Source organism: Shewanella hanedai (assembly GCF_007197645.1).
Lineage (GTDB): Bacteria > Pseudomonadota > Gammaproteobacteria > Enterobacterales > Shewanellaceae > Shewanella > Shewanella hanedai.
Genome location: NZ_VKGK01000001.1, coordinates 411,070 through 437,824 on the forward strand (window position 1 = coordinate 411,070; position 26,755 = coordinate 437,824).

Consider the following 26,755-nt stretch of genomic DNA (forward strand, 5'->3'; position numbering starts at 1 on the left):
GTAACATTGATGTCGCATCTGATGGCTTCTTTAGGATTAATAGGCTAGGTATAAAATGGAATTGAATAAAACCTTAACGCTTTCAACTGTCTCACTTGCTTCACTTATGAGTTTTAGTGTTAACGCCCTAGATTGGCGCATTGCATTTGGTGGGCACGATTTCATTGTTGAACAGGAGAGTTCACACACTTTTGGCGCTGACGTTCATTTTTCTTTAGCGCATCTGACACAGTCAAATATTTTGTTAACTGCCTCAATTGATGTCCTCGTTGATCATGATAAAGATAAGTTAGACCCTGACCATATTCCCATCTGGTTCATGTCAAATTACATGGCTAAAGGTGAACTGGTTTCTCTGTCAGCTAATAGTGCGCTTATGTGGGAAGTTGAGCTTGATGGCAAGCGAAATACCGTGAGCTCAGTAGAGAAACAGGTAAAGCTCTTTCCCGCGATTAGTTATGAATATAACACAGAGGCTTTTTTTGCTGCTGTTAAAGGTGCTGCAGGTTATTATTTCCTAGAAATTGATGACGATGTGCCGCGCTTACGTGGGTATGATCGAGAGGACTTTCAGAATAAAACAGGAGCTTACTCTTTTGCTGCGAATACCCGAATCGCTATGGGCAAATCGATGGACCTGTCTTTAACTGCTCAACATTGGAATGATGGTGATGAGTGGTTAGAAAATAAATACGGCGCCGCGCTAACCTATGACTCAAATTTTTGGATTGAAAATAGTCATTTAGCCCTGAGCGTTGAACACACTGAATATAATTTGGACCCCTATGCCAAGATCAACGTAAGTGATCCCGATTACCTTGCTATTTTGCCTTGGAATAATGACACATTAGTAAGGCTATATATCGATATGCCTTGGGAATTTTAACTATCTAAGGGTGATTAACTTGGCCTTTAGTAAGCGCTTTTGAGTATATCTATGAACCGCTTTTCAAAATATATATTATTTTTTTCAATCCTTGTTGGGGTAGGGTTTTCCGCTTACATAGGCAAAAGTATATATAATAAAGAGAGTAGCGCAATTGAGCTGGATTTTAGAAAAGATGTTGATGATAAAGCGGCGGCATTAGAGCGTGAGATCTTACTCAATATTGAAGTTCTACATGCCATTAAAGGCCTTTTCGATAGCTCAAGTAATGTAACTTCTAAAGAGTTTAGCCGCATAGCTCGTAGCTTTTTAGCTCGTCATCAGGATATTCAAGCATTGGAGTGGGTACCTCGGGTGCTTTCTAGCGAACGACTGGCCTTTGAAGAAAGTCTGCAAACCAAGATCCCTGAGTTTGAAATTATTGAGCAAAAAATAGATATCATGATCTCAGCTGTTGAGCGAGAGAGCCATTTTCCCATTTTTTATGTGGCGCCATATGCTGGAAATGAACGAGTGCTTGGCTATGACTTTGCTTCGAGGGAGGAGACGTTATCGGTGATGGAGCGTGCTCGAGATCTCGATAAACCATTGGCAACATCCAGTATAGATCTACTTTCCTACAGGTCTAAACAGCAAGGTATTATCATCTTTCTGCCGACCTATTCAGGAGAACCGAGCACGCTAGATAAACGAAAAGAACAGTTAAGAGGCTTTGTCGCGGGGGTTTATCGCATCGATGATATGTTCGGTAGCGCGATTAAACGTACTTCCGCTGAGGGGATCTTTTTTTCGCTAGAGGATAAGACCAATGAGTCTATCAACAATCTCTATTCTAACTTTCCTGTCGATCTTATTTTAGATTCATCCCAAACAGCGTTTACCTATGAAAAGAGGTTGAGTCCATTTAGTGGTCGACAATGGTCTATCGTTGCAACGCCTAGTGCAGGCTATATTACTGAGCGACGAGGTCGACTACCCTATATTATTGTCATTTTTGGTAGCTTATTAGTGTTACTTGCAGTCCTCTATATCTACGTTCTAATGAGACGATCAGATTGGATTGAGCGGGAGGTTAAGCAAAGGACACATGATCTGAATGAAGCTAAGCAGATGCTTGAAGCCTTATCACAGACCGATAGTTTAACGAAAATAGCCAACCGACGTTGCTTTGATGAGAGCCTACAAGCTTGTTGGCAGCATGCTATTCGCGAGAGGTCGAGTATAGGGTTGATCATGATAGATATTGATCACTTTAAATTGTATAACGACACTTATGGTCATCTTGCCGGAGATCAATGTTTGCGTGAGGTTGCTAGCGAACTGAACCAAACCATGAACCGAAAAACCGATCTTGTGGCCCGTTACGGCGGTGAAGAATTTGTGGTTTTGATGCCACACACTCGCGATTGCATCTCGCCAGCGATACGGTGCCAAACCAATATAGAACAACTTAGTCTGCCCCATGAAAGTTCGCCAACCAACGAGTTTGTTACTGTCAGTGTAGGGGTCACGAGTATCTTCCCGAATAAAGATTCAGATATGCTTAAGTTTACTGTGGAGGCAGATAAAGCCTTATATCAAGCGAAAAACTCAGGGCGTAATCGTGTCTGTGTTTATAGTGGTACCTGAGCAATCGCGAGTCGGTTAATTATTTCTAATGCTATACAACCACTTCGTGTGAGCGTTCTTTAGCTTTGTTAATAATTCGCTTTTCAATCAAGCTTGAAAGCAGAAACATCAGTAAATAGCCAGTCCCTAACGCTAATATTACCGCGACTACATTGTCTGTTATTCGACTGTAGAGGTAGTAACTGACTATCAAAGCCAAGATCCCACTCCCTCTAATCATTAAGCTTTGTGTAAATAAGCCGTGGGCTTTGATAAATGCCAGCTGATAAGCATTAAGCATCATAAAAATGAAGAACATTGAGAAATGCATTAATACAGGTGCTGATTTTGCGTACTGAGGTGGAAATATTAATGAAACGATTTCATGGCTAAAAAGGAGCATTAAGATAAAGAAACTACTGCTGACGATAATTGCCATCTTGTATACCCAATGTTTGATCTGCTTAATTTGTTGAGCGTCTTCATTACGAACACAAACGGCGAGTTCTGGGAGTACAAATCGATAAATTGGAAAAACAAATAGCAAGGTTAAATAGGCGATGATAGGCCTAACGACGACTTGGAAGTCTCCAAGTTCATCAATACTGAAATGGCCAATGGTGAGCAGTACTGTTATGTAAATCATTAAAATACTTGCTCCAGCCTCAAGGGAAGCTGTAAAGCTTTTTTTCATAAAATCACGAAGACTGGGATCCATATTAATCGGTGCAATAGGCGGTGTTGCAACTTGCTTACGGCGGTTAAAAAACATATAGGCTGCGATAGCAGTAGAGGAAAACATCAGACTGAAAAAGAGTGATGATATAGCCGTTTGTTTTAACGAATAGAAACAGACGAGGAAGGTAAATACTTGTCCTAACGGTTCTAGCCAAGTGACTTTGTTTGAGATGTCGTACATACGGTACATGGCAATTTGATTGGTAAAATAGACCTTAAATCCCATACCTAAGATAATGCCGACTAAATGGAAGTACTCAACATTAATGTGTAGTTGATGTTTTATGTAAGGCAGTACGACGCCCCAGGTGAGCAGTACCATGGCGATGAGGCTATAGCGGAAAAGATTGGTGATATCTTTGTCATTTTTTGTTTGTGAATAACTTACGACCATTGAGGATCGAAAGCCTGTCATCAAAATGAGAGAGAGGGAGATGATATCGACAACCGTATGGTAAAGCGCGAGATCGTCTTTAGGCATCCACTGAGCTAACCAAATTTTAAAGCCAAAGCCAAGGGTGATACTCACAAGCGTTGCCCATATTCCGGCAATAAAGGCTTGTTTTACACGTTGAATTGAAGTGGCTTGCATAATGTTCCAATAGCTGTAAAAAAGGGAATTAAAGAGGAGATGAATTTTATCCTGCAATACTGAGATTCTATAGGTTTGGCTGGTAAAGATGTGACTGATGTTCCTTCTTTACACTTTAACGGTTTAAGCCATGGCACTTTTATTAACATCAAGCTCAAAATACTGGCAACTTGTGCCTAATTCTACCTTAGGTATTCAATCATTCAGATACTAATACGCCTAGAATTAAACTCACGTAAAGCCTCTGAAACGAGCATTCTCAGGTAGTTTGGGTATATACTTAAACAACAACTTTCAGTTACTTAACTCTCACCTACATAAGGTTTCTAGCTTGCATAATCATTCGGTACAAGGCTCAGAAGCGTCTGAGTTGATTAAAATAGCTACTTTTAACCTGTTCAATTTTATTGAGCCGCCAGGTGCCTATTACGATTTTGAGAATATCTACAGTCAGGAGCAGTGGCAGAAGAAGCTGCAATGGATTGCTAAGTATCTCAATGAACATCAGCCGGATGTGATCGGTTTTCAAGAGGTGTTTAGCCCAAAGGCCTTAGCTGAGTTGACTAAATCTTGTGGCTTAGAATATTTTGCAGTACTAGATAGACCCGATGTGGTTGATGACTTTATCTATAGTAAGCCTGTGGTCGCCATTGCTTCCCGTTATCCTATTACTGAAATGTACTCTGTCGAAGCCGATGAACGGCTAGCAGGTATGATGGGGATGCAAGCTGGATTTAGTTTTAGTCGTAAACCGTTGAGGGCAACGATTGTTCTGCCTAAGCTTGGCCCTTGTGACTGCTATGTGGTGCACTTTAAATCTAAACGTCCCTTATTTGATGCCCAAACTGAGTATTGTTCATCTCAACCCGAGATTGAGATGAAAACGGGTCAGCTTCTGGCTGTGGAAGCATTAGCTCAATGGGGATCGAGTATTCAACGAGGCTCTGAAGCTGCGCTGCTTCGATGGGCGATGGTAGAGCGTCGTGCACAAACTCAATTTCCTATGCTATTGATGGGAGACTTTAATGACAGTCTACGCGACGGCGTGTTAGCTTCATTAACATCGGTCGATACTCGAATTAAACCCGACCCAACGTTGGGGGATATCAAGCAGCAATTGCAAGAATATCAACTTCAAGATGCCTATGATTTATATCAAAACAGTCAATACAGCCTCTCTTCACAAGTGCGGCCAGCGACTTATTATTATTTTGCTGAAGGTTCTGTGCTCGATTATATTTTGCTCTCCAGTGAGTTCGATGCTAAAAATAGCCGAAGTCTTGCAGAAGTTGGACGGTATGAAACCTATGACCGTCATCTAATCAATCCAAGTTTTGATCTTGATAGTCAGAGCACAGATCATGCACCTGTGATGATCACTCTCTCCATTCGTCGCTAGGTTATGCCTAAGCCAATTAAGAGCCGATATTATGCTTGATGCGATCTGTACTTTAGATAAATCTGAAGATGTGACCTACTCAGTATTTAAGTTTCAGAAGCTTAGTGATGATGAGATTGAGCAGTATCGACAATTTTTGTCCTGTCCTGTTTGCAATGGTAAAGCTTATTACCGTAAAGCGTCGAAAGATGGCAAGGCTGCCTGTTTTGGTTCCCGTTACCATAAAGCGGATTGTCGAGAGTTTAAGCCTTCTCTCGCGAAAGTGAAGGAGGAACAAGATGCCATTGAGGTCAATCAAGTCTTGGTTGATAGCGATGCTTTGGTTATCGACTTCTCTATCTCGCCGACAGTGGCTGGTGGTGTTAAGCCTAAAGCTAGGAAGGTTAACCAAGAACCGAAGGAAAATGAACAAGTCAGTGTAGATGCTTTGACTGACGATCCAGATAAGGTACTTTCAAATCAACAAGGCCCTGATGTTCCTCTAATTTCAGCCACTACGCCTGTTCCAGATAAGCGTGTTTCGGCCCAAGGGTTAGAAAAATTACTCAATAGCCTGCTAAGGGGCAGTGAACTTGCCGATTCAGATCTTTGGGTTTATACCGACGAGAAGTATCGATGGCGAGCCAAGAACCTGTTTGTTAATTTCGCCGATGCCGAGCCTACTGAAAATGGTTCTCCGAGAATGTATTGGGGCACAGTGTCTCACTGTGATAAGACGATGGGGTGGCTAAACCCTGCAGACAGCCAAGATGTCGGCATCCCGATCGATGAGTTTCAAACGGCGCTTTTTAAGCGGTTTGCTATTGATGATCGCCGAGACATTGAAGGTGCTGGGGTGATTATGTTCGGGAAATGTTTTTGGAATAAGGGCAAGACACGTAAAATTATTCAACTTTGGGGAAAAGACATTAGCCGCATGTTTATCTCTAAAGCCGAGGATTAATAAAAGTCGGATGCATTAGACTTAGGGCCTAGTAAAAAAATGGTGAGCAGTAATGAAGATGGGCTGATTTTATTGATGGTACTGAGTATTCCATAAGAGTGGTACCAAGTATGTGGATAGCAACTTTATGCTAAGTGTTTACCAGCATATTGTAAGGGTAAAACCTTCATTGCTAGTGTTATCTATCGAATTGCGTTTAAGGTTATACTTAACAATTGCTTACCACTATGTTTTTTGATTTTACCTTTCCTAATTCCTGCCATCCTATGATACTTTCTAATCTCAATGTTGTGGGCAAGCTAAGGCACTCCTGTCAGTTTACTTTTGGTTGACTAGCGCCCTATTCAATTACTTGTACCTTCTAATGATTAAGCCTGTATATGGAGAGTCGATGTCTGAAAATATAGTGAAATATATGTTATGGAGCTTTGTTTTCATGCTGCTTGTCGGTGTCATTGGGATTGTGATCTATCTGAACTCAACTCCTCGGGAGGATAATACACATTTACATGAATTAGTGATGGGAACTTGGGTCAAGCTGCCTGGTTTTTGTGAAGGAAAGGTCACTGATATTGAGCGAATGGAGATCATATCCCCTGAATCTATGATGGTTGACAGAAAGCCGGTGAGGATCTCTGGTTTTACACTGAGCGAGACCTCTCCTGTGGTTGTTAATTGCCAAACTATTGGGCAGGGAGAGTTATATGCTCAAACTTCATTTCTGGGGAATCGATTCACGCGTCTCTATATCGGAAGTGTCGGAGGTTATGTGGTATTAAAAGAAGTGAATCCTCGAGGTGAATTTTGGTTTAAATATGATCAGAAGTTACAAGAAAAACTTCAAGCGATGAAAAGTTTCCCCGATTTTAATCGAATCTAATTATTATCTCTTTTTAATTTAAGACAACCAGACTCATTATTTTTAATTTAACGTCATTTAAAAACTAATAGACTGTGTTCTATTCTGTGATCTTATCGTTCTATTTTTACTACCGTAACCCACTTTATTTAACCCTTGCTTTTTGTGTGTAAATAGTCTCTATGTTTGGCTGCTTTTAATTTAACAACCAAATATGTCGATTTACGGGTGTTAACCAGTTGTTTATCGTTTTTTAATCCTGTTATTATATTGTGTCAAGGCCGACCCAATTAAAGGATTACTGGTGTCGATATCATAGAGGCTAGTTTCCATATCGTGAAAGGCTTATTCAATGTTCAACTTTAAAATAAAACAGAAAATGACATTAGGCTTACTGATTCCGCTCATCCTTATGAGCTGTATCTGCTTTCTTGCTGTCAATATGATGGGCAAAATTGAGTCCGGCGTAGTAAGTATTTATAACGATAGAGTTGTGCCTTTAGAGGAGCTTAAAGTAATAGGCGATGATTATGCCGTCTATATTATCGATGCTATAAATAAGGCCAATGCCGGTGCGTTAAGTGCTGAAGAAGCGAGTAAAATTTTACGGCATGCTAGCCTGAGTATTAGTGAAAAGTGGCAGGCCTTTTTGAGCACCAATCTCACAGAGGAAGAAGCCCAATTAAGCCGAGAAGCGAATAGATTATTTTCTGCAGCGGATACTTCTGTAGCACAGATTATTCAAAAGCTTGATGGATTAGAAGGAGATATTACTGGAGAGTTGAGTCATGATATTTTACCCCTCTATGATGTTGTTGATCCTGTCAGTGCTAAAATTTCAGAGCTAGTGGCTCTACAGTTAAGAGTGGCGGGTGAAGAAAAACATAAAGTCAGTGAGATCTATTCTTCGTCCGTTGTTCTATTTATTACTCTGAACTTAATTGCTGTGATTGCGAGTATTCTCATTGGACTCTGGGTGACCAGAGCGGTAATGCTTCCGATAAATGATATTGTTAATAAGTTGAATACCATTCAGAAAGACTCCGATCTTACTGTGCAATTCAATACGTTTAATGATGATGAGTTAGGTCAAATATCTTCTAATCTAAGCTTAGTCATTAACCACTTGCGTGAGATTTTAGAATCGATCTTCCATGCCTCGAATACTGTTGGAGATTCGACGATCAAGCTACGTGAATTTACACTTAAAAACAGTGAACGCATGTATGAGCAACAATCGGAGACAGAGCAAACTGCTACGGCGATGAACCAGATGGTCGCAACAGTGGCTGAGGTTGCTCAAAATACGACGGTTGCTGCTGATTCAGCAAGAGATGCAGATACTAGTGCAGCTAATGGGGATCTGATTGTTCAGCAGTCAATTACGAGTATGTCCTCGCTTTCGGAGCAGATAAAACAAGCTGCTGAGGTCATTACTAAATTGTCTGATGAAAGCAGAAACATCGGCAGCATGCTGGACGTCATTAAGGGGATTGCTGAGCAAACAAACTTACTGGCGTTAAATGCTGCGATTGAAGCTGCTAGAGCAGGAGAGCAGGGCAGAGGTTTTGCCGTTGTTGCCGATGAAGTAAGAACATTAGCTCAACGTACTCAGAACTCGACTCAAGAGATTGAATCTATGATTGAGCGACTGCAAAAAGGGGTACAGCAAGCAGTGGTCTCTATGGAGTTGGGGATTAAGCAGGTTAATGATGCAAATGATAAGGCTAACATGGCAGGAGATGCACTCAATAAGATTGTAGGTTCAGTCGATAATATCAGCAATATGAATACTCAAATTGCAACCGCTGCGGAAGAGCAGAGCTGTGTGGCTGAAAGCATTAATCGAAGTATCATCACAATCAGTGATATTGCTTTGGCATCGACTGACTCCTCCCATGAACTGTCGAGTTCGGTAGAGGAACTGAGTTCTCTAGCGGAGAATATGCGTTCTCAAGTGGGTCAGTTTAAGTTATAAACTCTATCTTTACTTTGGGAAATAAGCCCTCGTTTACTGCTATTAAGAGGGCTTGATATTGATGTCTGTTTTCCGTTATAGCTAGAAAATATGCGTTAGCTAAGGAAAAAACAGATGTTGACTTTAATCTTGAGTAAAAACAGCTTTCTCTGCTTGTTTAATAATATTGGCGAGTTCACCGCTGGCGTTCATCTGTTTAATAACGTTATTTATTTCAACAACCAGTTGTGGATGATCTTGGTGAATATAGTGATATAAATAGAGTTCATCTAACGGCTCATTTAGATTGACGATATCGGTGTAACCTCGCGCTTTAATAGTTAAAAGGCCATCAATGGTATTCGTGAGCGCAATTTGGGCTCGACCTAATTCGAGAAAGTCCATCATGGCTTGAGTGGAGTCCATATCGTAAACAAAAGGCATGCCCTTGGTTATGTTATCGGTATGCTTTACTCCTCTGACTTTGACGATTTTATAGTGTTCAAGATCTTCCTTTCGATTGATCACAACTCCGCTGTCTTTTTTGTAAAAAGCCATCGTCTGCAGTGAATAATAGGGAGTAGGAACTCGTATTGCATGTGGGTATTCTATTCCGTAGGAAAAAATACGCATGATTTCACCATCTTTTTCGCCCGTAGAGAGCATGCTGGAGGCCCGTTTACCCGGCAGTGGCTTTATGGTGATGGTATGTCCCAGTTTCTGATAGAAATGCGGTAACACTTTACGGCCAACTTCTTGCTCTATTAAGTTTTCAATTGAGACAAACTGGTATTCTTTAGCAATGCATTCCATTGTGGTAAGCGTTAACAGCACGAATAAAATAATATTCCCTTTCATTTTAAGGCCCCGTAATTAACTTATAAAAATAATGGTTTTATTATAGTGTAGTGTTAAGTGCATTATTTTCTATTTGTCGGCTAATAAACATAGGTTGTTAATATTAGCGTTGACGGTATTTATCTTTATTTTTTTTGCCTATTTTATAAAGTAAGCCACGAGTTGCTCGTCTAAAGCGAGGAAATAGATAACCTAAAGTGGTGAGCTTACCACTGAACCATGGCATGGCTATTTCAGCATTTTGGCCTTGTGAGAGTTTGATGACGGCATTGGCGACCTGTTCTGGACTACTCATGGGTTGCGAATAGACAATATCTTCAACTTCATCGATTTCATCCATGATAAAGCTGGTATCAATTGGACCTGGTGAGACAACTGCGACATTAATCGCTCTGTCTTTAAGCTCATCATGCAGAGCATAGGTGAAGGCCCGTAATCCGGATTTAGTGCTGCTGTAAGTCGCAGCGCCCTGCAATGGAGCTCGCCCTGCTAAAGAGCCTACCATAATAATGGCATTGCGCTTACCAGTTGTAGGATCTGGCATGTGGGGTAATACAAGGGCGCTAAGATAGAGAGGAGACTTAAGATTCAAATCCACCATGGCAGCAATTTGAGCTGGTGTTCGCTCGCTAAAATTACCTCTATGGTGCAGACCCACATTATTGATTAACACGTTAATGCAGCCAAATTGCTCAACGGCTTTATCTACCAGAGTCTGGCATGCCTCTAGATCGGCAATATCAGCGGTTAGTGTCAGCACCTTTGCTTTAGGATACAGTACGAGTGTATTTTCGAGTGCTTGTAATCCAGCTAACCCTCGTGCTGCGAGTATTAAATTTACTCCTTGTGGAAAAGCTTTTGCAAATCCAATAGCGCACGCTGCGCCTACGCCTTTTGAGGCACCCGTAATTAATATTGTTGGTATAGAGCTTTCGGTTTTAACATTTATTTCATGACCAAGTTCATTGCTCATCTATCAGCCTTATTATTTTTATCGAGTCATTGAACACTATCGAAGGGGGAGTAGATTGTTTATTTTGTTGTTTCTAACAAAGTTTAAAAACTAGTTTAATTTATATAGCGAATACTTGGTATTGACAAGTCCTCATTGGAATATTAGAGTTAACTTACCTATCGGGTGGTAGGTTTGATTTGTAGGTTAGAGTGGTTTGAATCACGACAATGTGAGATGACAGCTCACAAAACGATTGTTAAGTGTCATATTCGGATAAGAAAATAGAAGCGTCAATCTTCTATTTCTAGAATCAATGTATGTGACTGTATTGGTATTAATATAAGTAGGGAAAATTATGCCTGTGTTAAATAAGGGGAAGTGGCAATCATTACAAGATGAGTCATCATTGGAACAAGTTGATGTTTTTAATAAAGACTTTATTCCGGAAACGGATCGGTTTCATCTTTATATCAGTAAGGCTTGTCCATTTGCTCATCGCCCCTATCTGGTAATGCGTTTACTCGGATTGGAGGAGCATGTATCGATATCTACGCTAGCCGCTAAACGCTTTGATTTAGGCTGGCAGTTTGACAGTGAGTATCCAGATACTCTTAACCAAGCATCAAGGCTATCCGAGCTTTATGTAAAATCCAAATCTGATTTTTCAGGCAAGGTGACAGTGCCTGTTCTGTGGGATAAAGAGCTGCAAACCATCGTTAATGATGATTCTGCCTATTTAGCGAAATGTTTTGCGACAGATTGGCTTTCACTCGCGACGACGCCAATGGATCTGTATCCCGTTGAGTTAAAAAAAGAAATAGATGAGTTATGCAAATGGCTTCATCACAACATCAATACGGGTGTTTACAGGGTTGGCTTTGCACATATTCAAGAGTCGTATGATATTCAGGTTGAGTCATTATTTAAGAGCTTAGCAATATTAGACAAAAGGTTAGCGAAGCAAACTTACCTAATAGGTGAGCAATTAACACTGGCTGATGTTTATCTGTGGCCGACGCTTATTAGATTCGAAGCTGTTTATCAATGCCTGTTTAAAGCGAATAAATATCAACTGGGTTCATACAAAAATCTATATCGATACATGTTGCATTTGCTAGACAATCCTCAATTTGCTTCGACACTGGATGTCGGCTACATAAAACAACATTATTTCTTTAGTTTTAAAGCACAAAATACCACAGGTATTGTCCCTGTAGGGCCTGTTCTTCCTTGGTTATAGTTGAGTGTTGCAGCTTTCAAATTGAGTCTGACAAAGTTGTAAAAACGCCTCAGCTTGGGGGGATAAATGCCTTTCTATAGAACGAAAAATGCCAATTTCTCGTTCTATAAAAGGTGTTTTGAGTGGTATCCAAACTAAGTTTTTGTTTTCTAGAGGAAAGGCTAGTTTAGGGAGGGTGGTGACGCCGACGCCTAATTCGAGCACTGAAAATAATGAAGTAATATTCTCGACATCATAGTTTGCTTGTTCTGCTAACGCAGCCGCAGGCGTCGCGGCGAGCAGTCTACAAGTGCCATTTTTGACGAAAGGAAATGGGCTTATATCCGTCCAATCAACCCCTTGTGTATGGATGGCAAGTGGGTGCTCTTTTTGACAAACAAGGCCTAGTGGGTCAGTGAAAAGCGGGAAAAACTCTATTCTATGATCATTAATATGCAGGCAATTCCCTAAGGCTAAATCAACCTCTCCGGCGAGTAATCTTTTCTCAATTCCTACCGCATTATCATCGATTAATGACACATGAACGTCAGGGTGATCATTGCAAAAAAAGGCCAATACTTTTGGCAGAAGTTTAGCGGCAACGGAAGGCACAGAAGCTATTTTTAAACAGCCTAACTGTCCTTTGGCCGCCGCCCTAAGATCATTATTCAATGATTGATAGAGGTCTAGAAACTGATTGACCATTGGTAAACATACTTCGCCATAAGGGGTGAGCTTTGCCTTATGACCAGTATCGAATAACGCTTGCTCTAAGATTTTCTCTAACTCTTTAACTGAAGTTGATAAGGCAGCTTGAGAGCGGTTTGCTGTATCAGATGCGGCTCTAAAACCGCCTTTTTCAGCGACGAGAGAGAAATACCTTAACTGCTGAAGTTTAATGTCCATAACGACCTGTTTGCCTTTTTTTAAACGGTTCAGATAGAACCATGGATATAACGATAAAAAAAACTTATCAATCGTAAAAAATAAAGCGTTCGATTGATTACTTATTCTTGCGCATAATTTAGACATTACGCAATAACAATTGTTAATAAAGGTAAAGAATGACTGCAAGCTTAATAAAACAACCCGTGAAAACAGAACTTTACGCATCTAAGGCACCATTAGAGTGGGCAGTTATTAATAATGGGACTTTATATACCGCCCAAATTCCTATCAATTCATCAGGCGACGTTGTTGCTGGTGGCATAGGCGCACAATCAAAGCAGGTTATGGAGAACTTAATGCATACGTTAGATGCAGCGGGTGTGGATTCAAATGCTGTGTTGCAAGTGCTTATTTATGTTACTGACCGTAGTTATTTAGCTGAATTTAATCAAGTATATAGTCAATATTTTACCACTCCATATCCAAACCGAGCAGCGATGGTGATTGCCGGACTGGCACGAGAAGAAATGTTAGTCGAACTCGTCGTTTATGCGGCAGTCAATTAATCAATAACCAATAAAATCAAATAAAAAAATGGGATTCAAAATGACATTTTCTGCAGAAAAATCGCTTTATATTAATGGTGAGTGGCACTCTGGTACTAGTACAAAAACCAACATTAACCCGTCTGATATTACCTCAAGCTTAGGCGAGTTCTCTCAGGCCAGCAAGCAGCAGGTTGTCGATGCGATTGAAGCAGCAAGACATGCTCAACCTCAATGGGAACATACTCCGTTAGAGCAAAAGCAGCGTGTTCTACAAGGGATTGGTGACGAGTTAATTGCACGTTGTGATGAGTTGGGCAAATTACTCTCATGTGAAGAGGGCAAACCTTTTGCAGAAGGCAGAGGTGAGATATACCGAGCTGGGCAATTCTTCCAGTATTTTGCCGGAGAAGTGTTAAGGCAGATGGGGGATATCGCAGAGTCGGTTCGCCCTGGTGTATCCGTTGAGGTGACACGTGAAGCATTAGGCGTTGTTGCTGTTATTTCTCCTTGGAACTTTCCAACAGCAACTGCGGCTTGGAAGATCGCTCCAGCACTGGCTTTTGGTAATAGCGTTATCTGGAAACCAGCAAATTTAACGCCTGCCAGCGCCGTAGCACTAACTGAAATTATTCATCGACAAGGCTTGCCAGCGGGGACTTTTAATCTAGTACTCGGTAGTGGTGCTGAAGTGGGGAATACCTTAATTAACTCTGCTGATATTGACGGTGTTAGCTTTACCGGTTCTGTGGATACAGGGCGAAAAGTTGCCACGGCTACTGCGGCTAATTTTGTTCGTTGCCAACTGGAAATGGGCAGTAAAAACGCGTTGGTGATTGCTGATGACGCTGATATCAACATCGCTGTCGAAGCGACCATCATGGGTTCGTTTTCAGGTGCAGGCCAAAAATGTACCGCTTCTTCAAGACTCGTCGTATTAGATAGTATTCATGATGAATATGTTGATGCCCTGATTAAACGTATGGCTGGCTTGAAAGTTGGCCACGCCCTGTCAGAAGGTGTCTTCATGGGGCCTATTGTCGATAAAACACAACTAGACGCTAACTTTGACTGGCTTGATAAAGCCAAAGCTCAAGGTGCATCAGTGGGCTTTGGTGGCGAAAGACTGACGTTAGAGCATGAAGGCTACTACATGTCACCGACGCTATTGTTAGAGACTGAAAACAGTTGGTCAGTGAACCAGGAGGAGGTGTTTGCTCCCATGGCTAGCATTATTAGGGTGAACAATCTGGATGAAGCAATCGCGACTGTTAACGATACGCGCTTTGGCTTAACCGGCGGGATCATCACTCAAAGCTTACGCAGTAGCGCCATGTTCAAACAGCAGGCTCAAACAGGCTGTGTCATGGTGAACTTGCCAACAGCGGGTACCGATTACCACGTTCCGTTTGGCGGCCGTAAAGAGTCAAGTTTTGGTCCTAGAGAGCAAGGCCAATACGCCAAAGAGTTCTATACCATCGTCAAAACCACTTACCTGCGTCCATATTAAGGGGATTCTATGTACCAGAATCAAATTATTATTGACGGTTTGCAGTATTGCAATTGGACCCGAGATTACTTTATCACCTTGAGGGACAGCGGTATTACAGCAGTGCATGTGACGCTTGCTTATCATGAAGATGCTCGTCAAACCTTGAGCCTTTTTGGCCAATGGAATCGATTATTTGAGCAAAACAGTGATGTGATCATTCCTGTTGATGGCGTGAGTGATATTGCGCTCGCCAAAGCATCGGGCCGAGTTGGGATCATATTTGGTGCGCAAAATTGTTCACCTATTGACGATGAGATTGATCTCGTTGAAGTGATGCGTAAGCAAGGCTTACTTATCATGCAGCTCACCTATAACAATCAAAGCTTACTGGCGACGGGTTGTTATGAAAGAGTTGATTCTGGTGTGACCCGCTTTGGTAAGCAGGTCATTAAGGAGATGAATCGCGTCGGCATGATTATCGACATGTCCCACAGCGCGGAACGCTCAACCTTAGACACAATTGAAATCTCAACCCGTCCAATTTGCATCAGTCATGCAAATCCGACTTTTGCTCACGATGCATTAAGAAATAAATCGAACGATGTGTTGAAGGCCTTAGGAGGAACAGGCGGGTTATTGGGATTTAGCTTGTACCCATTTCACCTGCCAAATGGAAGCCAATGTCAGCTAAGTGACTTCTGCGAGATGGTCGCTAGAACAGCAGATTTAATCGGTGTTGAACATTTAGCGATTGGCAGTGATTTATGTTTAAACCAGCCACAGTCAGTACTGGAATGGATGCGAAATGGTCGCTGGTCAAAGTCGATGGATTATGGCGAAGGATCGTCGTCAAACTCTGGGTGGCCTGACGCTTTACCTTGGTTTGATGCTAAAAATGGCATGAAAAATATCTATCAAGGCTTACTTGAACATGGTTTTGCCCAAGAGGAAGTTAATCAAATTATTGGTGGTAATTGGTTTAATTTCTTGGAATTAAGTTTAAAAAAATAACAAAAACCGAATGATGTAATCATCACTCATATTATTTAAGAGCGTGTTGTTATCAGTATTTCATAATTAGTAGAACAAAATAATGAAGCTGATATGTGCAAAAAAAAGCAGTTTAATGCTTGGAGACAATAAATGTCTAATATAACCGATAGCACAGCTATGGCGGATAAACCTGAATCCGTTATGGCAAAATTAGGAGTCGATAATCCAGCTTTGTGGATGAGCGGTGGTTTTATTACCTTGTTCGTCATCTTAGCGCTATTTGATAGTCAGCTCCTGTCTGAAATCGTTAATGTTGGCTTCGCTTGGTCTGTAAATTACTTTGGACCATTCTGGCAAATATTAATGTTACTGACCTTCTTTATCGCCATTGCTTTGGCTTCAGCCAAGACGGGTAATGTCCGTTTAGGCAACCTTGATGAACCTGAGTTAGATGGTTTTAAATGGATGGCGATAATTCTGTGTACTTTACTCGCTGGTGGTGGCGTATTTTGGGCTGCTGCTGAACCTATTGCTCACTTTGTTTCACCTCCACCTCTCTACGGTGCACAAGAAGATCAGATGCAAGGTGCCTTTAATGCACTATCACAATCTTTTATGCACTGGGGATTTTTAGCGTGGGCCATTTTAGGCAGTTTGACCTCAATCGTATTGATGCACCTTCACTACGACAAAGGTTTACCGCTTCAACCAAGAACCTTGCTCTATCCTATTTTAGGTGAGCGCGCCTTGAAAGGCATGACGGGTGCTACGATTGATGCTTGCTGCATTATTGCGGTTGCAGCGGGCACTATCGGCCCAATTGGCTTTCTTGGTTTGCAATTGAGTTTTGCCTTAAATGCACTGTTCGGTATTCCGGATGGCTTCACTACACAGTTAATCATTGTAATGTTAGCAATTGTTATTTATACAGTTTCAGCTCTCAGTGGCGTTAACCGTGGGATTCAGATCCTCAGTCGATATAACGTCATCTTAGCGGTAGGTCTGATCATCTATATCTTAATATTTGGTCCAACTAACTTTATCGTTAATAGCTACCTTCAAGGGGTGGGGACGATGATCGATAACTTTATCCCTATGGCGACTTACCGTGGTGATGAAGCGTGGTTAAGCTGGTGGACCGTGTTCTTCTGGGGTTGGTTTATTGGTTATGGTCCCATGATGGCGATCTTCCTTGCTAAGATCTCCAGAGGCTACACCATTAGAAGAATTGTTTTCTCTATCTGTATCATTGCTCCGTTGATCACATGTTTCTGGTTCACTGTCGTTGGTGGCTCAGGATTGGCATTCGAAATCGCTAATCCGGGTTCAATTAGTAAAGCCTTCGAAGGATTTAATTTGCCAGGTGCTTTATTAGCAGTGACTAATCAATTACCTTTCCCTATGGTTATCTCGATCCTATTCTTAATTTTAACCACCATATTCATTGTCACCACAGGTGATTCAATGACTTATACAATTAGCGTGGTTGTGAGTGGTAAGGCAGAACCTAATGCAGTTATTCGTGTTTTTTGGGGAATTATGATGGGGGTTACAGCCATTATCTTGATTTCCTTAGGTTCTGGAGGAGTGAGCGCATTGCAATCATTTATTGTAATAACCGCTGTTCCGGTGTCATTGATCCTACTGCCGTCCCTATGGAATGGACCACAAATAGCCATGAAGATGGCAAAAGAACAAGGTCTATAAACCGATAATGTGCAGCTAGCATGTGTAGCTGCACTGTTTTCTATTTGGTGGGGTGATTTATGCATCGTGAGAATGAACAGGAGATGATGTCAAGCATGTCAGACTCATACGAACATCAATCTGGAGTCTCAATGCGAGATCCAGCGATAGTAATGGATCCTAGAAGATTAGGGGCGATGCATCAAACTCGTCTTAGCTTTGTAAGAAGCTTATTAAGACGTATGTATCATAAAGAGTGGCAGCTTAATGTCGCTCAATGGGAGATCAGTTCTCAAGGCTTTGGTGTCGCTATATATAAGCTGACGACACCTAATCAAGATTATCATTTGGTGATTTTCTCCAATGAGATGAATGATGAAGACCGTATTGATCGCGTTATTGCTGAAAAGTGGGATATCACCTTTGCCTTAGTGATAGGCGAGATTGATGAAAACTTGCTTAAACAACTGCAAAATAATGTGCCTTTACAGGAAGCGGGAAGAAATTCAACTCAAGTGATTGTACTGGCTCGTGCTAATAAAAGTGTGCGGGTATTCGAACATTTAGTCAGTTCATTGGCAGCGGGTAAGCAACCAGATACGGCGGTGCTTGCTCAAGTTGGCTATATATTGAGAACGACCGCCGTTTACGGCAATGGTAAATTTGGTATCGCAGATTTTGAGATATTACAAAATAACCCAGATTTCGATCTCTCTTTTAGTGCCCAAATGTGTGCAGTGTATATTTTAAGGCAGTTTAGCCTCGATTGGGTTAATGACTTAGCTAAGCAGCTTGGAGGCGAGCAGGCAGTCGAGTTAGACATTGGGTTACAGCGTTATCTTGGGGTTGGTAATGCCACAGGGCTTGGTATGGCGCCATACTTGATTAATCACCCAAGAATCGTCGATCAGTGGCTGTCTCAGCGCGAAAAGGTGATTGGTTTAATTAGCCAGAAAGAAGCACAGGAAGCTGATAGCCGTTTACTACTGAATTTACTCCAGCGAGCACGTACACACTTAGAACAAGTGGTGACAATTGATGAGTATCAGCAGCAGTTGAATTATCAAGCCGTTTTGGATCTGTCTGAGATGATTAAGTTCATTGATTATACTAAAAATCAAAAACTTAAGTGGGAACGGCAGATTCAATATAATCAAAGGTTTAATCTTGAATCGCAAGAGGTATTTCTTGCTTGCCTGATTGAGTGTTATCCAGAGGTTGTCGATCCGTTTGAGGAATCAATGAATGCCGATGAATCCTTATCCATTCCTCGTGGGACATGTATTCGTCAAATGCTTGAAGTGCTTAAAAGTCGCTATTTATGGGCGATAGAAATTGATTTTAGCCAAGATGAAAATAAATATTGGTTCTGGTATCGATCTGAAGATAAAGAGGAGCCTCGTTTAGGCGTAAGGGGCATTGAAGCTGGAGAAGATAAAGAGTTACCACTTGATGTTGCTCGGCAAGTTAATCAGCTATATCAGGTACTAATTACTGAGCCAGATACCAGTACCCTTGCAGAGTTTTTATTAGCATCACCTCAGTATGCCGGTATTGTGAGAAGAGTTTGGACCTTAGGCCATTGTCATATGGGAGATATCCAGATGAATGTACTGGCCAAACAAGCACTACCGATGAATTTACTGCGCTGTAAGTTATCGATGTTCGGAGCCACAAAGTTTGATCCAAGATCTGATCGTTGGGTCAGGGTGACTCTGTTTCAAGGCGCCCCATTAATGAATGAAATCCATCCAAATGAATGGTTATTTCCGATACTGCCAGACTTCTCATCAAAAAGTCACGTGGAGAAGCATGCATGATTTTAGTATCTCATAACGAGTTGGTCGCAGTGACCAGTAAAGCATTTTCAGGTTTGAGATTGCCTTATGGAGAAGCCGATCTGATTGCTAATATGGTTGCCGATCTCGAGATGGTTGGTTTACATGGCATAAAACATTTTATTACTGCGCTTAACTATCTAAACCAGACAAATGTTAAGCCCTGTAATATTACGTTTGAATCAGATTCGGAGATTAATATAGATTTAAATAATGAGAGTATATTATGTCATCTACCAACCATACTTGGTTATATATCAGATAAGTTGCTCGAAAATAATAACGTTAAATTAAATATTGAAAATTGCTGTAACCGTTGGTTGGCATTTGGAGAGTTATGCAAGCTTTCTAAAGATGGAATATCAATTAAAACGTGTTGGGATGATTTTTTTGAACCCATTACAATTAAATATCTACTTAACTCAGGAAATAAACTACCTGAAATATATATTAATAATTTAATGAGTCGTGATAATGATGGATCATTCATTGCAAGTCGGAAACTCACGATAGAACTGAGCAACAGCACATTTTCGTTACCTAGTGCGGCTGATTACCAGCAACATATCTCATCTGCTGAGCTGAAAAGGTACCAAGAAGACTCATGGTCTAATGGTATTTCTATTCAGTTATCTGACTGGGAAAAATTAAAAGAGTCTTCACAAGCGATATTAGTTCCCAGTGGGAATGTCATTTAACTATAGTCTAACTACCTCACGGTTTAAATTTAATTGATAAGTTTTACTTATTGGTTAATAACTATTAACCGTTAGGTGATTAAATAATAAAGTGCGAATATAAACTGTATCAACTCGAATGATTTTCTTTGAATCTTAATTGTACGTTATCAAGCTGATGATTGATAACTATCTGGTTAGTTGTGACTTCGAATATTAAAAACATTCATAATGTTGGAATTTAAATCTATCAAAAATATATTAATATAAGGTTTAGAAACTACGATGAAATATAAAAAAATTATAAGTGCTATCGCGACTTCAATTGTTCTTTTGTCTCCAACTAGCCACGCTGGTGAGCTGTTTGATTGGTATGGCAGTATTAGAGCTCAAGTACAAGATACGAATAAAGGTGAGCTTGAATATAAGGATAATTATTCTCGATTAGGTGCTGCTGGAAGTGCAGAAATTTTGGATGGCATTAAAGCCAGTTATAACGTTGAGTTTAGACTATTTACTAGCGATGGTTCTTTTGCTGGAAGTGATACCCGCGCACGATTGGCCAATATTGGTCTAGAGAGTGAATATGGTTCACTGTTAATTGGTAAGCAGTATTCGCCACAATGGAACTACACCAATAACGCCATTGATATCTTTGCCGATGTTGACCAATCTGCTGGCTGTACCAATGAGTCTTCAGGGGTTATTTGTCACACTAGCCGTTATGGTTTATTTGGCTATGATGAGGCGGGTAATGGGCACTATGTTGAGGTGTTAAGGCCTGATAGAGCGGTCACGTATACCACCCCAGATCTCAATGGATTTCAAGCATCGGCCATGGCTATTTTAAATGATGGTGATGTTAAATCAAACGCAGCGGGAACCGATAATGAGAGCTTGGTTGGTTACAATATTGCTGCAAAATACACGTGGCAAGATCTGACTTTCTCTGCTGCCCGCTTTGCCGTTGATTCATTTGTTGAAGAAGCCAGTATCGATTCGGTTCAAGTGGTGTATAACCACGAGAACTTAAGCTTAGCTGCGCACTATCAAATATCTGAAGATCTAAGATTTTATGAAGGTTTACCAGCTGCTGGCGAGATGGTTGATGAGAAAGTCTATGAAATCTACGTAGGGTATAAGTTTACTGATGTGCAGGTACAAGCGGCATATTCAATCGTTGATATGACCTCAAAAAGCAATGTGAATGTCGACACCGATCACTTCCTAATTGATGTTATCTACCCGCATAAGTATGGCAAGTTTTATGCGGAATATAGCATGTGGGGAGATGAAGCTGAGGAGTTATTTATTGCGGCTGATACAGTGCTCGTCGGTGTACAATTTGATTTCTAAGGTCACTGTGCACTTATCTAAAGCAGTAGTGCTTTAGATAAGAGTTAAATTTAGAACACTGAATTTAGGACTCTTTTTTAGAAAACTGGTTTTAGAACCCAACCCTGGTAGTTCAAAGGCGCCCTATGATTTTTCAGGGCGCCTTTTCTTATTCTGAGAAGGAATAACTAGGTCGATAAAAAATTATCGCTTTTAGAATGAAAGCTTTTTTTCGGAGGAAGGATAATATCGCTCTTGGATGCAAGTAGGGCAAAGATGCTCCAGAGCACATTACTCAATGCACAGATTATTAGCGGTAAAGTCCAGCTTTGCATCTGTTCATGAATAGCTCCCATCATTATGGGACCCGTTGCCGCAAGCAAATAACCCAAAAATTGAGCCATGCCAGAGAGGGTTGCAGCTTGATGTGCATCAGATGTTCGCAGACTGATGAGGGCTAAAGCGACGATAAAACCACCGCCAGCACCAAATCCAAATAGCATGGCCCACAATATGGCGAGTGAAGGGGCGATGATTAACCCTGTAATACCGATAAAGGCCAGTAAGGTTAAACTCAAACTCAATAGTCGCTTATCTTGAATTCTGGACATAAGCGGGATCAATACAATCGCAGGTACGGCGGTGAAAAGTTGCAGTAATCCATGAATGACACCTGCTTGTTCATGGCTGTAACCTTTATCGACCAAAATGGTGGGCAGCCAGCTAATAAAGATGTACATCAAAAATGAATTAAAGGCCAAAAATAGCGTGATTTGCCATGCTTGAGCCGAGCGCCAAAGGTAACTGTGGCTATCGAGTTCGGTGATATCTGCTGTTGGAGGAGTATGGTTTCTCATCTGAGGTAACCAGACCAAGATAGCGATGATGGGGAAGATGACTATCCCACCCAAAGCGAAGGCCCAATTGGGAATAAAAGAGATGGCTAGAGTATCTGCTAAGTGTGTCATCGGAATAGCTAAACTGGCACTCAGCGCTGAACCCACTCCCATCATGAGCACATAGATAGAGGTGATGGTTGTGACCTTGTTTGGAAAATCTCGTTTCATTAAGCTAGGCAACAAAACGTTGGCAATGGCTATTCCTGCCCCTATGGTAACCGTGCCGATAAACAATGTCGTCGTCGACCCTAATGAGCGCATGGTGATCCCTGTAAGCACCAATATTAATGAGGTCATCAGCGCGTGTTCAAGACCATGCTTTCTCGCTAACTTTGAAGCAACAGGTGAGAAAATAGCAAAAGCCAGTAAAGGCAGTGTCGTTAACATGCCAGCTTGAGTGGCTGATAGATTAAGCTGGTCTCTGATTAGATCGAGTAACGGACCAACACCAGTGATAGGGCTTCGCAGAGAGATGGCAATTAATAAAATTCCGAAGAGTAAGAAAGCCGTATTGTTGATTCGAGAAGGTTGAACTTGTGTCACTGAAAATTCCTCATTTTAGACACTGCTGATATAGAGGTATATTACTCCTCATTTTTATTGCTGAATTAAGTTATAGTGACTTTATATATCTAAAAACGGTCAAGTCATGCACTCAAAACCGCCTGTGTTTACAGATTTTCATTCCGACAGTTATCCGCAGAAAGTGGTCTCATTAAGGGCGACCGGAGGAGACAGAGAAGCAGAAACCCCTTTTCATCAACATCATAAATGCCAGCTTGTTATGGCCTTGAGTGGGTTTGTAAAGTGCAAAATTGCTGATGCTATCTGGATGGTACCTCCCAACTGTGCAGTGTGGATCCCAAGTCAGGTTCCCCACAGTAATAAGATCTCCAGTAATGCAGAGGTGTGCATGTTGTTCATCGATCCTGATGTCGAAGGCATGCCAGATAAAAGTTGTACGTTATCCGTGTCGCCCTTAGTGCGTGAGTTAATCATCTATTTATGCGAACAAGAGCAACGCTACCTTGCTGACAGTCCTACAGCTAAGCTAGTGGATGTGTTAATTGAACAATTACAAAGCATGCCAACCGAGCACTTTGACTTCCCAATTCCAGCAGAGCCGAGGTTAAATGCCATAGCGTCACAACTGATGGCAACGCCAGCTGATAGGCGTGGTGTGGGAGAGTGGGCTAAGCAGCATGCCATGAGTGAGCGTACCTTAGCCAGACTGGTTAAACAGAAAACAGGGCTGACTTTTGGTCGCTGGCGAGGTCAATTGCATCTGGTGTTAGCCCTGCAAAAGTTAACGACTGGGGATTCAGTGCAACGTATTGCTGATGAACTCGGTTATGAGTCAGTGGGTGCGTTCATTACTTTTTTTAAGAAGACCTTAGGCCAACCGCCAAAACAGTATATGAAGCAAAAGGATTAACCTTATACCAATCAATATAAAGATTTGATCACTCAGCGAGAATTTATACCAATCAGTATAAAGATTTGATCGCTCAGCGAGAGTTTAGCGGTGCTGAGGCAAGGCAACGAGTGAAGAGCATAGTTGTTCTACGGTCAAGCTCGTTAACACAGTATCAGCACCGCTAAAACTCGCCAGTAAGGAGTGTTTTTGGCTTTCTACTTCTACGTTGAATGAACTCACAAGGGAACAACCATTCTATTATCCATTCGCCTTGAATTAGTTTGCCAAAAGACACTCTGAGTAGATCAACTTCTTATACTGATTGGTATTAGCGGTCCCGTTCTTGTTTGAACGGGCTCTTGAGTCAATGTCATACTCTGGTCGTTTGCGGATTTCTACCAAAGCTTTCTAGGGTGAGGTATGTACTTTTGTAATGGAAATTTAGGCGTGAAACTGTTGATACATTCAGCGTTGTTTCTACGTTGGTTGTAGCGGCCATAAATATTCTGCAGTTTATCTAAGGGCATAGGCTGAGAATATAGGTAGCCTTGGTGTAAGTAGACCCCCTTTTTGCTGAGGTAGTCAGCTTGGGCTTGAGTTTCAACGCCTTCAGCAATCATCTCCATTTTAGACTCGTGTCCAAATGCGATAATCGCGTTAAGTACGCCCGCCTTTAAATCGTCGGTGCCGATAGTGTCGATAAACATTTTATCGATTTTTATACAGTTAAGCCCAAGTCTTTGTAGGTAACTAAAGCCCCCAAATCCAGTGCCAAAATCATCCAACTTAAAACCTTTGCAGTGAGAAGTCAGTTGGTTGATCTCTATGATGGCTTTCTCAAAGTGGGCCATCGGTTTACGCTCGGTTAATTCAAAGCTGAGTCGCTGAGTGTCTTGGTTGGCGTGCTTTTCAAACCATTGGCTTAGCAGCCCTTTCTCAAGGTGTTCAGCAACAATGTTGACGCTGACCCAACCAATAAGCATAGGCATATCTTGTTTGACCTGTGCCAATGTTGACTCAGTGATCGGAATGACAAGCCCCGAGTCTTCTGCATAGGGAATGAACTGGTTTGGCGATACCAATTCACCATCACTTCTTTGCCAGCGAACCAGCATCTCTTGCCCCACAATTTCATTGGTGCGAGAGTCAATGACTATCTGATAGTAAGGGATAAATTCATTATTCTTCAAACCGTTTTCAAGCATGTTTTCCAAGGAGACTTGTTGGTGCAACCAATGCCAAAAATAGATGCCACATAAGGAGGATAAAATTAAACTTAGGGACAACAAATGAAGCCAGCTTTTTTCTTTATAATCTAGAAACATGGCATCGCCACTGATCAAGGTTTGGGTCAAGTCTAAAGAGGGAATATAACGGGTAATACTCCGACTGTTTTTTGTATTAGAGACAGTCTGCTTACCTCGTGAAACTAAAGGTAAATCATGATACTGAATATCGACTTGATAACAGTTAGGACAAAGCTCGTTCAAAAAACTATTGAATACAGTGCTATTGGCAACTCCAACCAAGCGGTGTTCACCGACAGGGATTTCAAAAATAAAGTTACGGAAAAACGGGTTTCGATTAATCGACGTACTTATTTTAACCGGCGTGTCTGGCAATATCTTAGTGTCATCAGCTTCATAGTAATATGGCACTGACAAGTTAGAGCACTTCTTGCCATTAGCGAGCTCCATTTGAACAAGCCGTACCATGTCAGGGCTGAATTCAGGACTTTTTAATAGGGCGATATCTGCTTCACTACAGGTCCAAGTGAGTTGGCCTAAGATACCTTCTGCTTCTGGAGTAGAGGAAGATAACATACGTTCTATCATAAGCTCTTCGAGCAGATCAAAATCCTGCTGAAGTTTGGTTACTAACTCATATTGTGCCACTTGCGGGTGAATTAATGCCACCAACAATAAAGGGATAATAAAAATAAGCAGGGTGCTAAACCATGGGAATTTTAAATAATGGTATAAGCGAGGTGGAAGCTTAGTTAGCAAGGTTGTAGTCTCTAAGAGGGCGTTGTCGCAAACGTGAAATATAGGTTTAGCTGATCTAGCTATTAAGTTAGCTGTACATTGCGTGTACGGTTAAGGAGGCGCATTATCCACCTAATTACATTTGCTTCTGTGAACTAAAGCACAGAATTTAAAAGGTTAATCTAAATAGTGATAAAGTATGATGTCACCATTATTCGATTGATTCTCTTGCCTTAATTGGTTTTTTACGTGTGATCGGCTGTATTTAAAGGTTTTGAGTAGACGAATTAATGCTGTTGTTGCACCCTAGAATCAAGGGGAGTGAGCACAAAGGCAAAGTTAAAAGGCACGTGGCTGCTGGAAATTTTTCTTGTGAAAGAATGGTCTTATATCCGTTAAATGTTATAAATTTGAGTAGTGCTAGATTCAAGTCATTAAATGTATATGCCCAAGTAATTTGAGTATGTTAGGAGATAGATTCATGGCAGTAGAAAAAGCGATTTTAGCGGGTGGATGTTTTTGGGGAATGCAGGATCTTATCCGTAAGCGTACTGGCGTAATATCCACGCGAGTAGGTTATACCGGTGGTGATGTTGTTAATGCCACCTATAGAGATCATGGTAATCATGCTGAAGGCATTGAGATTTTATTTGATAATACGCTGACAAGTTTCAATGAGATTTTAGCTTTCTTTTTTCAAATACATGATCCATCAACATCAGACAGACAAGGCAACGACAAAGGAGCGTCTTATCGCTCAGCTATCTTTTATGACTCTAATGAACAAAAAACGTTAGCCGAAAAGATGATCGCGCGGATCAATGCTTCAGGGATCTGGCCTGGGACTGTGGTGACTGAGCTTTCTCCAGCTGGTGACTTTTGGCAAGCAGAGCCTGAACATCAAGATTACCTTGAACTCAGACCTAACGGTTACACTTGTCATTTTCCTCGCCCTGATTGGGTTTTACCCCATGAAGACTCATAGG

The 26,755-nt window shown here is 41.3% G+C and carries 23 protein-coding genes; 16 read left to right on the plus strand and 7 right to left on the minus strand.

The genetic code is table 11. The features are described from left to right. Window positions 1-55: 55 nt before the first annotated feature. Window positions 56-886, plus strand: a complete 831-nt coding sequence (locus FN961_RS01620) for a hypothetical protein (protein WP_143562794.1) — start codon at window positions 56-58, stop codon at window positions 884-886. 51 nt (window positions 887-937) lie between these two features. Continuing rightward, on the plus strand, window positions 938-2,515 hold the full coding sequence (locus FN961_RS01625; RefSeq protein ID WP_143562795.1) for a diguanylate cyclase domain-containing protein: 1,578 nt from the start codon (window positions 938-940) through the stop codon (window positions 2,513-2,515). A 31-nt stretch (window positions 2,516-2,546) separates the two neighbouring features. Here the strand turns inward: FN961_RS01625 and FN961_RS01630 are convergent, their stop codons facing one another. Next, a complete protein-coding gene (locus FN961_RS01630) occupies window positions 2,547-3,824 on the minus strand; it encodes a lipopolysaccharide biosynthesis protein (RefSeq protein ID WP_143562796.1) in 1,278 nt (425 codons plus the stop codon). Window positions 3,825-4,155: 331 nt separating this feature from the next. On the opposite strand from FN961_RS01630, the gene FN961_RS01635 reads away from it, so the two are divergent. The 4 genes from FN961_RS01635 to FN961_RS01650 all read left to right on the plus strand — a co-directional run bounded on the left by FN961_RS01635 (window position 4,156) and on the right by FN961_RS01650 (window position 9,003). After that, the gene (locus tag FN961_RS01635; protein WP_229814594.1) at window positions 4,156-5,223 is read left to right on the plus strand and encodes an endonuclease/exonuclease/phosphatase family protein; all 1,068 of its coding nucleotides are present in this window, start codon (window positions 4,156-4,158) and stop codon (window positions 5,221-5,223) included. A gap of 31 nt (window positions 5,224-5,254) precedes the next feature. After that, window positions 5,255-6,166: a hypothetical protein gene (locus FN961_RS01640; RefSeq protein ID WP_143562797.1), complete on the plus strand. Its 912-nt coding sequence runs from the start codon at window positions 5,255-5,257 to the stop codon at window positions 6,164-6,166. Between the two features lie 391 nt (window positions 6,167-6,557). Further along, complete coding sequence (locus FN961_RS01645) at window positions 6,558-7,046, plus strand: hypothetical protein (RefSeq protein ID WP_143562798.1); 489 nt, start codon at window positions 6,558-6,560, stop codon at window positions 7,044-7,046. A gap of 331 nt (window positions 7,047-7,377) precedes the next feature. Beyond that, window positions 7,378-9,003 carry a methyl-accepting chemotaxis protein gene (locus FN961_RS01650; protein ID WP_143562799.1) on the plus strand — a complete coding sequence of 542 codons (1,626 nt, stop codon included), beginning with the start codon at window positions 7,378-7,380 and terminating at the stop codon, window positions 9,001-9,003. A gap of 123 nt (window positions 9,004-9,126) precedes the next feature. On the opposite strand, the gene FN961_RS01655 is transcribed toward FN961_RS01650, so the two are convergent. Both FN961_RS01655 and FN961_RS01660 read right to left on the minus strand, forming a co-directional pair. Beyond that, on the minus strand, window positions 9,127-9,840 hold the full coding sequence (locus tag FN961_RS01655) for a substrate-binding periplasmic protein (RefSeq protein WP_143562800.1): 714 nt from the start codon (window positions 9,838-9,840) through the stop codon (window positions 9,127-9,129). 103 nt (window positions 9,841-9,943) lie between these two features. Beyond that, window positions 9,944-10,813: an SDR family NAD(P)-dependent oxidoreductase gene (locus FN961_RS01660; RefSeq protein WP_143562801.1), complete on the minus strand. Its 870-nt coding sequence runs from the start codon at window positions 10,811-10,813 to the stop codon at window positions 9,944-9,946. Window positions 10,814-11,150: 337 nt separating this feature from the next. Here FN961_RS01660 and FN961_RS01665 point away from each other — a divergent pair, with 337 nt between their 5' ends. After that, complete coding sequence (locus tag FN961_RS01665; RefSeq protein ID WP_143562802.1) at window positions 11,151-12,035, plus strand: glutathione S-transferase C-terminal domain-containing protein; 885 nt, start codon at window positions 11,151-11,153, stop codon at window positions 12,033-12,035. On the opposite strand, the gene FN961_RS01670 is transcribed toward FN961_RS01665, so the two are convergent. Continuing rightward, window positions 12,030-12,920 (minus strand): LysR family transcriptional regulator, encoded by an 891-nt coding sequence (locus tag FN961_RS01670; RefSeq protein ID WP_143562803.1) that lies wholly within the window; start codon window positions 12,918-12,920, stop codon window positions 12,030-12,032. The genes FN961_RS01665 and FN961_RS01670 overlap by 6 nt on opposite strands. A 158-nt stretch (window positions 12,921-13,078) precedes the next feature. On the opposite strand from FN961_RS01670, the gene FN961_RS01675 reads away from it, so the two are divergent. The 7 genes from FN961_RS01675 to FN961_RS01705 all read left to right on the plus strand — a co-directional run bounded on the left by FN961_RS01675 (window position 13,079) and on the right by FN961_RS01705 (window position 21,489). Continuing rightward, window positions 13,079-13,468 carry a RidA family protein gene (locus FN961_RS01675; protein ID WP_143562804.1) on the plus strand — a complete coding sequence of 130 codons (390 nt, stop codon included), beginning with the start codon at window positions 13,079-13,081 and terminating at the stop codon, window positions 13,466-13,468. A 40-nt stretch (window positions 13,469-13,508) separates the two neighbouring features. After that, window positions 13,509-14,957: an aldehyde dehydrogenase family protein gene (locus FN961_RS01680; RefSeq protein WP_373293337.1), complete on the plus strand. Its 1,449-nt coding sequence runs from the start codon at window positions 13,509-13,511 to the stop codon at window positions 14,955-14,957. A 9-nt stretch (window positions 14,958-14,966) separates the two neighbouring features. After that, entirely contained in the window at window positions 14,967-15,950 is a 984-nt protein-coding gene (locus tag FN961_RS01685; protein WP_143562806.1) for a membrane dipeptidase, read from the plus strand. A 132-nt stretch (window positions 15,951-16,082) separates the two neighbouring features. Then, the gene (locus tag FN961_RS01690; RefSeq protein WP_143562807.1) at window positions 16,083-17,639 is read left to right on the plus strand and encodes a BCCT family transporter; all 1,557 of its coding nucleotides are present in this window, start codon (window positions 16,083-16,085) and stop codon (window positions 17,637-17,639) included. A gap of 59 nt (window positions 17,640-17,698) precedes the next feature. Next, window positions 17,699-19,438: a hypothetical protein gene (locus tag FN961_RS01695; RefSeq protein WP_229814595.1), complete on the plus strand. Its 1,740-nt coding sequence runs from the start codon at window positions 17,699-17,701 to the stop codon at window positions 19,436-19,438. Further along, window positions 19,435-20,154: a DUF3726 domain-containing protein gene (locus FN961_RS01700; protein ID WP_185972684.1), complete on the plus strand. Its 720-nt coding sequence runs from the start codon at window positions 19,435-19,437 to the stop codon at window positions 20,152-20,154. The genes FN961_RS01695 and FN961_RS01700 overlap by 4 nt, the downstream gene beginning before the upstream one ends. A 264-nt stretch (window positions 20,155-20,418) precedes the next feature. Next, window positions 20,419-21,489: a porin gene (locus FN961_RS01705; protein ID WP_143562809.1), complete on the plus strand. Its 1,071-nt coding sequence runs from the start codon at window positions 20,419-20,421 to the stop codon at window positions 21,487-21,489. A 167-nt stretch (window positions 21,490-21,656) separates the two neighbouring features. Here FN961_RS01705 and FN961_RS01710 read toward each other — a convergent pair whose 3' ends face one another. Continuing rightward, window positions 21,657-22,910 (minus strand): MFS transporter, encoded by a 1,254-nt coding sequence (locus FN961_RS01710; RefSeq protein WP_143562810.1) that lies wholly within the window; start codon window positions 22,908-22,910, stop codon window positions 21,657-21,659. A 106-nt stretch (window positions 22,911-23,016) separates the two neighbouring features. On the opposite strand from FN961_RS01710, the gene FN961_RS01715 reads away from it, so the two are divergent. Further along, window positions 23,017-23,802 (plus strand): AraC family transcriptional regulator, encoded by a 786-nt coding sequence (locus FN961_RS01715; RefSeq protein ID WP_143562811.1) that lies wholly within the window; start codon window positions 23,017-23,019, stop codon window positions 23,800-23,802. Window positions 23,803-23,886: 84 nt separating this feature from the next. Here FN961_RS01715 and FN961_RS25720 read toward each other — a convergent pair whose 3' ends face one another. Together FN961_RS25720 and FN961_RS01725 are read right to left on the minus strand one after the other, a co-directional pair. Then, on the minus strand, window positions 23,887-24,024 hold the full coding sequence (locus tag FN961_RS25720; RefSeq protein WP_185972685.1) for a hypothetical protein: 138 nt from the start codon (window positions 24,022-24,024) through the stop codon (window positions 23,887-23,889). 155 nt (window positions 24,025-24,179) lie between these two features. Beyond that, window positions 24,180-25,790: an EAL domain-containing protein gene (locus FN961_RS01725; protein ID WP_143562812.1), complete on the minus strand. Its 1,611-nt coding sequence runs from the start codon at window positions 25,788-25,790 to the stop codon at window positions 24,180-24,182. A gap of 460 nt (window positions 25,791-26,250) precedes the next feature. On the opposite strand from FN961_RS01725, the gene msrA reads away from it, so the two are divergent. Then, window positions 26,251-26,754 carry a peptide-methionine (S)-S-oxide reductase MsrA gene (gene msrA, locus FN961_RS01730; RefSeq protein ID WP_143562813.1) on the plus strand — a complete coding sequence of 168 codons (504 nt, stop codon included), beginning with the start codon at window positions 26,251-26,253 and terminating at the stop codon, window positions 26,752-26,754. Window position 26,755 lies beyond the last annotated feature (1 nt).